12 protein-coding genes are annotated in these 12,725 nt (G+C 73.4%); 3 read left to right on the top strand and 9 right to left on the bottom strand.

What is annotated here, in order from left to right:
- Positions 1–25: 25 nt before the first annotated feature.
- From IH48_RS0102960 to IH48_RS0102990, 7 genes are all read right to left on the bottom strand, one after another.
- Positions 26–1,252, bottom strand: coding sequence for a hypothetical protein (locus tag IH48_RS0102960; protein ID WP_051839006.1), 1,227 nt, complete (start codon positions 1,250–1,252; stop codon positions 26–28).
- Positions 1,253–1,289: 37 nt separating this feature from the next.
- Positions 1,290–2,003, bottom strand: coding sequence for a SigE family RNA polymerase sigma factor (locus IH48_RS0102965; protein ID WP_078849421.1), 714 nt, complete (start codon positions 2,001–2,003; stop codon positions 1,290–1,292).
- A 313-nt stretch (positions 2,004–2,316) separates the two neighbouring features.
- Positions 2,317–3,372 (bottom strand): aspartate-semialdehyde dehydrogenase, encoded by a 1,056-nt coding sequence (locus IH48_RS0102970; RefSeq protein WP_030898653.1) that lies wholly within the window; start codon positions 3,370–3,372, stop codon positions 2,317–2,319.
- Positions 3,373–3,409: 37 nt separating this feature from the next.
- Positions 3,410–4,681: an aspartate kinase gene (locus IH48_RS0102975; RefSeq protein WP_030898655.1), complete on the bottom strand. Its 1,272-nt coding sequence runs from the start codon at positions 4,679–4,681 to the stop codon at positions 3,410–3,412.
- 264 nt (positions 4,682–4,945) lie between these two features.
- Entirely contained in the window at positions 4,946–5,608 is a 663-nt protein-coding gene (locus IH48_RS0102980) for a DUF5063 domain-containing protein (RefSeq protein WP_030898657.1), read from the bottom strand.
- Positions 5,601–6,200 carry a recombination mediator RecR gene (gene recR / locus IH48_RS0102985; RefSeq protein WP_030898659.1) on the bottom strand — a complete coding sequence of 200 codons (600 nt, stop codon included), beginning with the start codon at positions 6,198–6,200 and terminating at the stop codon, positions 5,601–5,603. The genes IH48_RS0102980 and recR overlap by 8 nt, the downstream gene beginning before the upstream one ends.
- Before the next feature lie 128 nt (positions 6,201–6,328).
- A complete protein-coding gene (locus IH48_RS0102990; RefSeq protein WP_078849467.1) occupies positions 6,329–6,664 on the bottom strand; it encodes a YbaB/EbfC family nucleoid-associated protein in 336 nt (111 codons plus the stop codon).
- 397 nt (positions 6,665–7,061) lie between these two features.
- Between IH48_RS0102990 and IH48_RS0102995 the strand changes: the two genes are divergently transcribed.
- Both IH48_RS0102995 and IH48_RS0103000 read left to right on the top strand, forming a co-directional pair.
- Entirely contained in the window at positions 7,062–7,910 is an 849-nt protein-coding gene (locus tag IH48_RS0102995) for an SLATT domain-containing protein (protein WP_078849422.1), read from the top strand.
- Positions 7,911–8,250: 340 nt separating this feature from the next.
- Positions 8,251–9,687: a S8 family serine peptidase gene (locus IH48_RS0103000; protein ID WP_158710232.1), complete on the top strand. Its 1,437-nt coding sequence runs from the start codon at positions 8,251–8,253 to the stop codon at positions 9,685–9,687.
- Between the two features lie 179 nt (positions 9,688–9,866).
- Here the strand turns inward: IH48_RS0103000 and IH48_RS0103005 are convergent, their stop codons facing one another.
- The gene (locus IH48_RS0103005) at positions 9,867–10,625 is read right to left on the bottom strand and encodes a DeoR/GlpR family DNA-binding transcription regulator (RefSeq protein WP_030898665.1); all 759 of its coding nucleotides are present in this window, start codon (positions 10,623–10,625) and stop codon (positions 9,867–9,869) included.
- A gap of 72 nt (positions 10,626–10,697) precedes the next feature.
- Between IH48_RS0103005 and IH48_RS0103010 the strand changes: the two genes are divergently transcribed.
- Entirely contained in the window at positions 10,698–11,975 is a 1,278-nt protein-coding gene (locus IH48_RS0103010) for an MFS transporter (RefSeq protein ID WP_078849423.1), read from the top strand.
- 68 nt (positions 11,976–12,043) lie between these two features.
- On the opposite strand, the gene IH48_RS0103015 is transcribed toward IH48_RS0103010, so the two are convergent.
- Positions 12,044–12,697: a hypothetical protein gene (locus IH48_RS0103015; RefSeq protein WP_030898669.1), complete on the bottom strand. Its 654-nt coding sequence runs from the start codon at positions 12,695–12,697 to the stop codon at positions 12,044–12,046.
- Between the last annotated feature and the right edge of the window lie 28 nt (positions 12,698–12,725).

Below are 12,725 nucleotides of genomic sequence, written 5' to 3' on the forward strand. Positions count from 1 at the left end.
CCTGCACCGACCCGCGACGCGGCGGTCAGGCGGCCGGCTCGTTCACCGGGCCCGTCTTGTAGATCGTTCCGGCACAGGCGTTCTGGATGGTCGTCTGGGCCTTGTCCGCGCCCGGTTCGGGGACGTGCGAGACGGACACGCTGCCCTCCTGCGTGCCGCCGCCCGTGCCGTCCCCGCCGTCCGCGAGCAGCTGCGTGCCGAGTCCTGACCCGCCCGCGCCCGCGTCCGAGCCCGTGCCCGTGTCCGCTGCCGCGTCGGTCTTCGAACCCGGGCTGCCGCCCGGTGACTGCGGGTCCTTCGAGGGGTCGCCCGACGGGGTGGGGTCCGGCGAGTCGCCCGACGACGGGCAGGTCTCCGACGGCACGAACGCGAACTTCAGCTCGTAGGCGGCGTCGGGCGCGAGCGCCACGGGCGCCGTGTCGTTCGACGTCTCAGGCAGCTGCGTCGCCGGGTCACCCGGCGTGTGCTGGACCACGGTGATCTTCGCGGGGTCCGCGGCTCCGGACGCCGCGAAGCCGACGGAGTCGCCGCCGTCCACGGCGCACTTCCTGTTCGACACGTTCGCGACGTGGAAGCTCCCGTACACGGTGCCGTCGGCCGTGGGCCGGCTCTTGGTCGCCGTCACGCCCAGCTGGTCGGCCGCGCAATTCGGCAGCTTCACGCCGAACGTGGTCATCGGCGACGAGCCGCCGCCCGCGCCCGCCCCGCTGCCGCGCGACGCCGCGCTGCCGTGCGGCTTCGGGTGCGCGTCGGCGCTGCCGCGTCCCGGCGTGCGCGCGCCCGGGTCGCTCCCTCCGGCCTGGCCGGCGTCGAACGAGCGGCCTCCGTCGGGGCGTGTGCGCGGCGGGGCGGACTCGTCGCGCCCGGCGGTGACCGTTCGGTGTCCTGACCCGTCCGCCGCGTCCGCGACGTGCAGGAACGCCGGCACGGCCGTCCCGAGGAGCAGGACTGCGGCGGCGACGCCGACCAGCGCCTGCCGCTTCCTGGCGCGGCGCTCCGGGACCGCCTTGCGCAGGTGGTCGAGGGCGTCGTCCGACGGTTCGAGGTCCTGGACGGCGGTGAGCAGCAGCCGCCGCAGGTCGAGGTCGCCGTCGGCCCCCGTGTCGCCGCCCGGCGCCTCGCCGTGCCGCGCGTCGGCGCCGCCCTCGCGGGACGCGCCGCCCTCGCGAGGCGCACCGCCCTCGCGGGACGCACCGTCGCCGGGCCGCCCCGCGCCCGACGTGTTCCGCTCGTTGTCCGGATCCTTGTTCACGATCCCGTTCCCCGCCGTGTCATGCCGTGGCCCCGCCTCATGCCGTGGCCTCCATGGCGATCCTGAGCGCCGCGATGCCCCGGGATCCGTACGCCTTCACGGAACCCAGGGATATCCCCAGCGTCTTGGCCACCTGGGCTTCCGTCATGTCCGCGAAGTAGCGCAGCACGAGCACCTCGCGCTGCCTTCGCTGGAGTCCGCGCATCGCCTTGATCAGCGCGTCGCGCTCCAGCTGGTCGTACGCGCCCTCCTCGGCGCTCGCCATGTCGGGCATCGGCTTCGAGAGCAGCTTGAGCCCGAGGATGCGGCGCCGCAGCGCGGAACGCGACAGGTTGACGACCGTCTGGCGCAGGTACGCCAGCGTCTTTTCCGGCTCGCGCACCCGGTTGCGCGCCGAGTGCACGCGGATGAACGCCTCCTGCACGACGTCCTCGCACGAGGCCGTGTCGTCGAGGAGGAGCGCGGCCAGTCCGAGCAGCGAGCGGTAGTGCGCCCGGTAGGTCTCGGTGAGGTGGTCGACGGTGGTGCCCACAGCCATCGCGTCGTCAGCGCCCTCGCCCGCGGCGCCCGCGGCGCCCGCCGCGGTCGTCCGGCCGCCGTCCGCCCGTGGCGCTCCACGAACCCCCGGCACGGCGGGCATGGGCGCGATCACCGGCAGCCCGCCGGCCGCCGCGCTTCTCGGCCTGCGGGCAGGGCGTGCCGCCGCGCTCCTGAGCGGGCCGATCGCCGGGAAGTCGAGTACCTCTGCCACGCTTGTTGGACACTCTGCCCCCCGGCAGGGTTGTACGCGCACACCGCCGCTTCTGACGCCGTCCCACTTGACACCATGCGTCCCCACTCTCCCCCGATGCCCCGGTTTCGGCCGTCGCCTGACAAGGGTGACGGTGTAGACGTCCCGGGGAGGACCAGCGGTTGCGGGACTCACACAGAAAGTCGGACCTGCATACTCCGACACGGCGATGCCGCAGTTCAAGGGGTACAGAACCGGGGATTACTCACGGGACGTTCACAAGTTGGACACAGCATTTCGCTTGCCGGGTGGGCGATTCGGGCGGTTCGCCCCGTCAGGCGCTCACTTCCGCCGCGATCGCCTCGGCGATCTGCGCGCTGTTGAGTGCCGCGCCCTTGCGCAGGTTGTCGCCGCAGACGAACAGTTCGAGCCCGCGCGGGTCGTCGAGCGACCTCCGCACCCGGCCCACCCATGTGGGGTCCGTGCCCACCACGTCCGCCGGAGTCGGGAAGTCGCCCGCCGCCGGGTTGTCGAACAGCACCACGCCGGGGGCCGTCGCCAGCGTCTCGTGCGCACGCTCGACGGTGATCTCCTGCTCGAAGCGCGCGTGCACCGACGCCGAGTGGGCGGTGACGACGGGGACGCGTACGCACGTCGCCGTCACCGGCAGGTCGGCGAGGCCGAGGATCTTGCGGGTCTCGGCCCTGATCCCCATCTCCTCGGACGACCAGCCGTCCTCGCGCAGCGCGCCCGACCACGGCACCACGTTGAGCGCGAGCGGCGCCGGGAAGGGGCCCGTCGCGTCGCCGACCGCGCGCCGTACGTCGCCGGGGTGCGTGCCGAGCTTCGTGTTCGCGACGAGCGCCGTCTGCCTGCGCAGCGCGTCGACGCCCTCCTGGCCCTCCGCGCTGACGGCCTCGTACGACGAGACGACCAGTTCGCGAAGCCCGAACTCCGCGTGCAGCGCGCCGACGGCGACGATCAGCGACAGCGTCGTGCAGCCGGGGCTCGCGACGATGGAGCGCGGGCGCGTACGCGCGGCGTGCGCGTTGACCTCGGGCACGACGAGCGGCACCTCGGGGTCGCCCCTGAACGCGCCGGAGCCGTCCACGACCACGGTGCCGCCGGCCGCGGCGAGCGGCGCCCACCGCGCGGCCACGTCGTCCGGCACGAGGAACACGGCGACGTCCACGCCGCGCAGCGCCTCCTCGGTGAGCGTCTCGACCTCGGTCTCCACTCCGCGCACGGAGAGCTTGGTGCCGGCCGTGCGCGGCGACGCGAGCAGCTTGATGTCGCCCCAGACGTCCGCGTGCTGGGACAGGATCTGGAGCATCACCGCGCCGACGCCCCCGGTCGCACCGACGACCGCGAGCGTCGGCCGCCCGGTCATCGGCCGCGGTCTCCGTACGCGCAGGCGCCGCGGCCGGTCATCGGCCGGTGCCCCCGTACACCACGGCCTCGTCCGAGTCGGTGTCGAGCCCGAACGCCGTGTGCACGGCGCGCACCGCCTGGTCGACCTCGTCGGCGCGCGTGACGACCGAGATGCGGATCTCGGAGGTCGAGATGAGCTCGATGTTCACGCCCGCGTCCGACAGTGCCTCGAAGAACCCGGCCGTGACGCCGGGGTTGGTCTTCATGCCGGCCCCGACCAGCGAGATCTTCGCGATCTGGTCGTCGTAGCGCAGCGAGTCGAAGTCGACGACCGCCTTGGTCTTCTCCAGCGCGTCGATCGCCTTGGCGCCCTCGGCCTTGGGCAGGGTGAACGAGATGTCCGTCAGGCCCGTGGACGCGGCCGACACGTTCTGCACGACCATGTCGATGTTGATCTGGTTGTCGGCGATCGCCCGGAAGATCTGGGCCGCCTCGCCCGGCTTGTCGGGCACGCCGACGACCGTGATCTTCGCCTCGGAGGTGTCGTGGGCGACACCGGAGATGATGGCCTGCTCCACCGTGCGGTCCCCTTGTGGTTCGTTGCTGACCCACGTGCCCTGGAGTCCGGAGAAGGACGAGCGGACGTGGATCGGGATGTTGTAGCGGCGCGCGTACTCGACGCAGCGGTGCAGCAGCACCTTGGAGCCGGAGCTGGCGAGCTCCAGCATGTCCTCGAAGGAGATCCGGTCGATCTTCCTGGCCTTCTTGACCACGCGCGGGTCGGCGGTGAACACGCCGTCGACGTCCGTGTAGATCTCGCAGACCTCCGCGTTGAGCGCGGCGGCGAGGGCGACGGCGGTGGTGTCGGAGCCGCCGCGACCCAGCGTGGTGATGTCCTTCTTCTCCTGGGACACGCCCTGGAACCCGGCGACGATCGCGATGTTGCCCTCGTCGAGCGCGGTACGGATGCGCCCCGGCGTGACATCGATGATGCGCGCTTTGTTGTGGACGGAGTCGGTGATGACACCCGCCTGGCTGCCGGTGAAGGACTGGGCCTCGTGGCCCAGGTTCTTGATCGCCATGGCCAGCAGGGCCATGGAGATCCGCTCCCCGGCGGTCAGCAGCATGTCGAATTCACGCCCGGAAGGAATCGGTGATACCTGCCCGGCGAGATCGATCAACTCGTCCGTGGTGTCGCCCATCGCCGATACCACGACGACCACTTGGTGGCCCGTCTTCTTGGCATCGACGATCCGCTTGGCGACCCGCTTGATGCCTTCGGCATCGGCTACGGAGGAGCCTCCGTACTTCTGCACGACAAGGCCCACGTGCGCTCCTCGCTCATTCCGTTGGTGCGGTCGTCTCAGTCTAGCGAGCGGCTGGACGACACTCCGGACATATCACCTGACGAGACGACGCGCTCACGACGTGATCAACCGGAGGGCCCCGGCGGCCACTCGGCATGGATGCATGCCCCGGATGGGCCGAGCCACGCCGAAGGTAACCCACTTCACAGGAACGGGACGGTCCGCGCGGGTCCGCGCCCCGCGGGAGCGCGCCGCGCGGGCGCCCCGCGCGCCGGTGCGAGCGGCCTACGCGCCGCGCAGCCCCAGCGGGCCCGCGATCTCCTCCGCCATGACCTGGCCCGCCTCCTCCGCCAGGGCGTCGTCCTCCGCCGTCAGGTCCTGGTCGGTGTCCAGGCCGTCGAGTGCGGGCAGCGGCTGGTCCATGCGGACGTGGGCGACCAGGGACTGCAGCGCGCGCAGCGTCGCCGAGGCCGTGGAGCCCCAGCTCGTGAAGTACGAGAACTGCCACCACCACAGCGCCTCGGTGACGCGGCCCGCCCGGTAGTGCGCCAGGCCGTGCCGCAGGTCCGTCACGACGCCCGCGATGTCGTCCGAGATGCGGGACGGCACGGACGCCTTGCGCGGCTCGTACGGGTCGAAGACCTCCGAGTACACGTCGACCGGGTCGAGCAGGACGGCGAACCGCTCGCGCAGCTCGTCCACGTCGGGCTCGGGTCCGAGGTCCGGCTCGTACCGCTCGTCGGGGACGATGTCCTCGTGCGCCCCGAGCCGGCCGCCCGCCAGCAGCAGCTGGGAGAACTCGAGCAGCAGGAACGGCACCGCACTGTCCGGCTCGTCGCCCTTGGCGACCTCGGTGACCGCGACGATGAAGCTTTCGATCTGGTCGGCGATCTGGACCGCGAAGTCGTCCGGGTCCTGGTGGCCTGCGTGCAGCGTTGCGTCAGACATCGAGCAGTCTCCTCCCCTCGAAGGCACGCCCGAGCGTGACCTCGTCGGCGTATTCCAGGTCTCCCCCAACGGGCAGACCGCTGGCCAGGCGCGTGACCTTGAGCCCCATGGGCTTGATCATGCGTGCGAGGTACGTGGCCGTGGCCTCGCCCTCCAGGTTGGGGTCGGTCGCGAGGATCAGCTCGCCGACCGCTCCGTCCGCGAGGCGCGCGAGCAGCTCGCGGATCCTGAGGTCGTCGGGGCCGACCCCCTCGATGGGGCTGATCGCGCCCCCGAGCACGTGGTACTTCCCGCGGAACTCGCGGGTGCGCTCGATGGCGACGACGTCCTTCGGCTCCTCGACCACGCAGATCACCGCCGGGTCGCGGCGCGCGTCCCGGCAGATCCCGCACTGCTCCTCCTGCGCGACGTTGCCGCACACGGAGCAGAACCTGACCTTGTCCTTGACCTCCATGAGCGCATGGGCGAGGCGGCGCACGTCCACCGGCTCGGCCTGGAGGATGTGGAAGGCGATCCGCTGCGCGCTCTTGGGACCGACGCCCGGCAGCCTGCCCAGCTCGTCGATGAGGTCCTGAACCACGCCTTCGTACAACGGATGCCTTCCTTCACGCCTTCGTTCGTACCTTGTTTCGCGCCTTGTTTCGTGCCTTGTTTCGTGCCTTCGCCAGTACACCCTGGCGAATCCCCGGTAAGGCCGACGTCAGGCCCGCGGCCAGGGGGTCAGAGCGACAGACCCGGCATCCCGCCGAGGCCCTGCGCGAGCGGCCCGAGCTTCTGCTGCTGGAGCTGGTGCGCGTTGTCGTTCGCCGCCTGGACCGCCGCGAGCACGAGGTCGGCGAGCGTCTCCGTGTCCTCGGGATCGACGGCCTTCGGGTCGATGACCAGGCCCTTCAGCTCGCCGGAGCCGTTGACCACGGCCTTCACGAGGCCACCGCCCGACTGCCCCTCGACCTCGGTCGCCGCCAGCTCCTCCTGCGCCTGCGCGAGGTCCTGCTGCATCTTCTGGGCCTGCTGGAGCAGCTCCTGCATGTTCGGCTGACCACCACCGGGAATCACGGTCACTCCTGGCATTTCGACGACAACAATCCTGTGAGGCGAGCCTACGTGCTCCCACGGCACCTCGCTCCACCCATGGGAACCAACTCTTTCGAGTGACGGCGGCCAGGAGCGGGCGCGCTCCTTTACCTGATCACACGCCTCCTGCGGGGGAAGTTCCCCGGAATCGGTGCGCCACGCCCTCCGTTCGGCGGTAGGAAAGTGCGATGCGCCACGTCGCGTGACCCGCGTACACCGCGCCCGTGCCCCGTGCGCACCGCACGACGTGCGGTATGACGTGCGGATCCCGTACTCGCGTGCGGGATCGCGCCGGGCGGCGCGTGCGGGATCGGGTCGCGTACGAAGTCCAGGCGGAATCCAGCGTCTGGATCCCTCGAACCGCTAAAGGAGTGCCCCGGTGAGCCAGCCGGAGATGCAGCCCGGAGGGTCAGGCCGGGAGGACGAGTTCACGGACGCCGCGGGTACGGAAGCCGCCGGCGACAGCGACAGCGGTGCCGGCGGTGCGGGCAGCGCGGGCGACGGCGGCACGGGCAGCGGCGGCACGGGCGGCGGCAGCGCCGGAACCGGGGATTGCGCGCGGGACGACCTGGTCGGCGGGCCGTTCCCGCTGGGCGACTGGGGCGAGCCCGCGGCGCGCCTGAACGAGCTGTACCGGTGGGTCGAGAGCGGGGCGCTGCGCACGGTGCGCTGGTACCTGGCGGACCGCGTGCGCCGCAGGCTCGCCGCACGCGCGCTGCGCGGCGGCACGGCGCTCGGCGCGGTCACGGGCGTGGCGCTCCCGCTGCTCGACCTGACGGGCAGCGCGCCCGGCGCGGCGAGCTGGGGGTGCGTGGCGCTGCTGCTGGGCGGCGCGTGCCTGGCGTGCGACCGGTACTTCGGCGTGACGTCGGGCTGGATGCGGCACGTGGCGACCGCGCAGGCCGTGCAACGGCGCCTCCAGACGCTCCAGTTCGACTGGGCGGCCGAGTCGGTGCGCGAGGTGCTCGGCCCTGCGGAGGGCACGGCGAGCGAGGCGGCCGAGCGGTGCCTCGGCGTGCTGCGCCGGTTCTGCGAGGACATGACGGAGCTGGTCAGGGCCGAGACCGCGGACTGGATGGTGGAGTTCCGCGGGGGCGTCGGTACGGGCGCGATGCTGCTGCAGTCGGCGCCCGCGCCCCGCGGCGAGCGCCCGGCGCCGCCACCGCGCGCGCTCACGCCGGGGGCGCGCCCCAACATGCCCCGCCAGCGCCCCCCGGAGCCGCGGTAGCCGCGCGGGGCGCGGCGGCTCTGCGGGGTCGGGCCCGCGGGACCCGTGCTCCCTGCCCGCCGCGACCGGGTCGCTCGGGCGCACGGCTTGCTTAACGGGCCACCGGGATACGCGGGCTTCGGTAACCGCCCGGCAGACGACCGCCGCAGGCCCCGCGGGGGCCCGCGGGTGGCCCGCGGGGGCGCGTCCGCAGTGCGGCCCGTGCCATTTGTCATGGGCATCCGATGACGAATCACTGATGTGTCCGCCGCTCGGGCGCGGAAGCCTTCCTGGTGTTCACCGTTCGAGCGCCGACGCCGGCGCGACCACCGGCACCGGCCTTCAGTGAAGGGACCCTTCCGTGAGGAACCCTCTCGTGCGCCCCTCGCCGCGGCGGCGGCGCAGTCCGGCGCTCGCGCTCGCGGGCATCGCATGCCTGGCCCTGGCGGCCCTGACGGGCTCGCCCGCGTCCGCATCGACACCCGCGTCCGCGCTGCCGGCGGCCCGCGGCGCCGGCGAACCCGTCTGCGGCAGCGGCGCGCTCGCCGCCTTCGGCTGCGAGGCCAGGACCGTCACCACCGGCAGCGGATCGCACGGCGTGCCGCGCGGCGGCAGGCCCCTCGGCTGGGGAGCGGACGATCTGCGGGCCGCGTACCACCTTCCCGCGCACTCCCCGCACCACGGCACCGTCGCCATGATCAACGTGGGCCCCGACCCCAAGCTGTCCGGTGACCTCGCCACCTACCGCGAGCAGTACGGCCTGCCCGCCTGCACGGCGGCCAGTGGCTGCCTGCGCCAGATGGACTACCGCGGCGGTCACGCGCTGCCGCCGCCCGCCACGGACGCCGACAAGCAGAAGGCGCAGGCCCTGGCCATCGAGACCTCCGCCGACGCGGAGATGGTCTCCGTGACGTGCCCGTCCTGCCGCCTGCTCGAGGTGCAGATCCCGTTCGGCGAGGGCCCGACGGACCCCCACAAGGCCAGTGGCTACGAGCGGTACGCCGGCGCCTTCGCCACGGCGGTGCGCTCGGCGATCGCCGCCGGGGCGGACGCCGTCAGCATCTCGTACACCATGCCGGGCGACGAGCGCATGCTGCACGGCCCGATCGCCGAGGCGCTCGACCACCGCGGCGTGGCGATCACCGCGGGCTCCGGGGACGTCGGGTTCAACGGAAACGGCGACTCCGCCACGGTCACCACCGCGGGCGGCTTCACCGGCAGCGCCGCGGTGTGGCCGCAGGCGCTGCCCACGGTGACGTCCGTCGGCGGCACCACGCTCGTCAAGCAGGGGCACCGCTACGCGCAGGGGGCATGGGCGCAGGCGGGTTCGGGGTGCACGCCCGGCGTCAAGCCCCCTGAGGGGCAGCCGGCCGCGGTGTCGCGGCTGTGCGAGGGCTCGCGGGCGAGCACGGACGTGTCGGCGGTCGCCGAGAACATCGCCATGTACGACTCCTACCGGCCCGCGGACCACGCCGCGGACGCCGGCTGGCTCGTGATGGCGGGGACGAGCCTGTCCGCGCCGCAGATCGCGGGGATGTACGCGGCCGGCGGCCACCTGCGCGACGTGCACGGCCCCAACACCCTCTACCGGGCGCCGTCCCGCGCGATCTCCGACATCACCTCGGGCGCCAACCTCATCCCTCCCGTGTACAGCGGCACCGACGGCCACTGCTCGGCGGTCTGGGAGACGGCACAGCACAAGCCGCTGACCGACTTCGGCGACCGGATGTGCCAGGCGGGACGCGGCTGGGACGGTCCCACGGGCCTCGGGGTACCGCGAGGGCTCGCCGCCTTCTGAGGCGGCCGGGGCACCGCCGGGGCTCGCGGCCCGGCCGCGCTGCGGCAGGCGGGGCGCGCTGGGCGCGCCTGTCGCCTTCGCGCACCTGCCGGCCCTGTGCGGGAGCGCACGGGTGATCGGCCAGGCAGCGCGCAGGGGCTGATGCGGGCGCCCAGCTGGGGCGCCCGCATCAGCCGGTTCTACGGGTCGACCAGGCGTACCGTCGTGCCCGCCGCCTCAAGGGCCGTGAGTTCGGGCGCCGGGGCCGTCCCGTCCGTCACCACCACGTCGAGCGCCGTCGCCGCCGCCACGTGGGCCAGGGCCGTGCGCGTCAGCTTCGCGCCGTCCGCCACCGCGATCACCCGCCTCGCGGACCGTATCGCCGCGCGCTTGACCGCCGCCTCCGCCAGGTCGTACGCGGTCAGGCCGTCCGCGACCGTCAGCCCGCAGCAGCCGATGACCGCCGTGTCGAACCGCAGCGCCGCGAGCGACGCCTCGGCCAGCGGGCCCACGAGCCCGAGCTCACCCGGCCGGGCCTCGCCTCCCGGCAGCAGCATCGTCAGCCCCGAGGCGCCGGCCAGCGCGTTCGCCGTGTGCAGGGACAGCGGCATCACCGTGAGCCGCCGCCCGCGCAGCGCCCGCGCCACCTCGCGGCACGTCGTCCCGCCGTCCACCACCACCGCCTCGCCGTCCGCCACGAGCCCTGCCACCTCGGCCGCGATGCGCCGCTTCACGTCGAGGCCCTCGTCCGCGCGCAGGGCGAACGGCGTCTCATCGCCGCGCAGCAGCAGGCTCCGCGCCCCGCCCCTGTACCTCTCCAGCACGCCCTGCTCGGCGAGCGTCTCCAGGTCGCGCCGTACCGTCATCTCCGACGCGCCCGTGAGCTCCGCGAGATCGGCGACGCTCATCTCGCCCGCCGCACGCACCGCGTCCGCGACCTGCCTCAGCCGGTTCACCATCCCCCCATTGAACACGTTTGGCGTTCGATAACGCCAGTTTGGAACACACGAGATGTGCGATACGTTCGTCTCATGACGAGCCCGCAGCGCACCCTCCGCCTCGCCCGCCTCGCCACTTTCGCCTACTTCGGCCTCAACGGGTTCGTGCTCGGCATGTGGGTCGTCCACATTCCGGCCATCGAACAGCGTGCGGGCATCAGCCACGACGTGCTCGGCCGGCTCCTCCTCGTGCTCGGCGCCGGCGCCTTCCTGGGGATGCGGCTCGCCGGTCCGCTCGCCGACCGCTTCGGGGCGCGCGCGGTCGTGCCGGCGAGCGGCGTGCTGCTGGGTGCCTCGCTCGTCCTGCCCGGTGTCGCCACCGGCGCGTGGGCGCTCGGCGCGGCCCTGCTCGTGCTCGGCTTCTGCAACGGCTGCCTCGACGTCTCCATGAACACCCATGCCGTGCAGGTCGAGCACCGCTACCCGCGCCCGATCATGTCCGCCTTCCATGCCGTCTTCTCGCTCGGCGGCGTCCTCGCGTCCCTGGTCGGCGCGCGCACGATCAGCTGGGGCTGGAGCGTCCCCGCCACTCTGACGGGCATGGGCGCCTTCGGCGTGCTGGTGGCGCTGGTGATCGCGCCCGCGCTGCTGCCACGCGAGCGGGGCGCCGGCGGGGCTCAGGACGGTGTCCGGGCGGACGGCGACGGCGGGGACGGCACCGGCAGGCGCGGCCGGCGCCCGGTGCCGCCCCGGATCTGGGCCCTCGCCCTGCTCGCCTTCATGCTCATGCTCTGCGAGGGCGTCGCCAACGACTGGAGCGCTCTCGACCTGCGTGACGTCCTCGACGCTCCCGCCTCCACCGCCGCGTTCGCCTACGGCGCGTTCGCCACCGCCATGACCGTGGGACGCCTGCTCACCGACCGCGTCGCGGGCCGCATCGGCTCCGTCGCGGTCGTCAGGTCCGGCGCCGGGCTCGCCACCGTCGGCCTGGCCGCCGTGGCGCTCTCGCCGTGGATCCCGCTCGCCCTGGCCGGCTGGGCCGTCTTCGGGATCGGCCTGTCGGGCACCGTCCCGCAGCTGTTCAGCGCGGCCGGGCACGCGGACCGCGAGGCCGCCGGCGCCAACGTCTCGCGCGTGGCAGGCCTCGGCTACCTCGGGATGCTCGCGGGCCCCGCCCTGATCGGCGCGCTCACGCGTTACGTGCCGCTGAACGCGGCGTTCCTCGTCCCCGTACTGCTCTGCGCGGTCGCGGCGGCAGCCGCGCGGATCCTGCGGCCCCGTGTGGACCCGGTCCTGACCCCGGGTCCACACGGCTCGCTGCCCGGCAACTCGGCGGAGCAGCGGCCCGGCGGCGGGACCACCGTCGGCTGACGACCAGCCGACGGTGGCCGGCCCGAGCCGGCGGTCAGCCCGAGCGGGCGGTCGGCCGAAGCCCGCGGTCAGCTGAAGACGATCATCGACCCCTGGCCGAGGCTCTTCGTCGCCGCCGCGTGCAGGCCGAGCCACACGTGCCTCTCCCTCTCGAACGGGCCTCCGCCGTCCCCGCCGCCCGTCGTCGCCCTCTCCTCAAGCGTCGTCGGGGCGGCGGGCGGCAGCGGCGCCGGAGGCGGGTTCCTCGGGTCGATACCGATCGACGGGGCGACCAGTTCCAGCTCCCGCAGCAGCCCCTGCGTCGAGCCGAGCGGCCCGCCGCCTTCGAGCAACTGGTCGTTGGACAGGGGCGCGGGGAAGTCCACGGGCACGTACGCACCCGCGTGGTCGAAGTGCCACACCAGGTGCGACTGCTGGGCCGTCGACTCGAACATCTCCAGCAACTGCTCGTAGTCGCTGCCCAGTTCGCCGACGGGCGTCAGCTCGAGCCCGCACACCTGGAGCAGGTAGGCGCGCCGCAGCAAGTGCAGGGCGTCGTAGTCGAACCCGGCCGCCGGGGCGACGTCCCCCGACAGGCCGGGCATGTACGCGAACACGGGCACGGGCGGCAGCCCCGCCTCCCCCAGCGCCTTGTCGTAGACGGCGATCTCCTCGGAGAAGGGGGTGTCGGGGCTGTGGCACAGCACATCGACAAGGGGCACCAACCACAGGTCACAGGCCAACGGGTACTCGCTCTCAGGCGGTTCCCGC

This window comes from Streptomyces sp. NRRL F-5126 (assembly GCF_000721265.1).
In the GTDB taxonomy this organism is placed as follows: Bacteria; Actinomycetota; Actinomycetes; order Streptomycetales; family Streptomycetaceae; genus Streptomyces.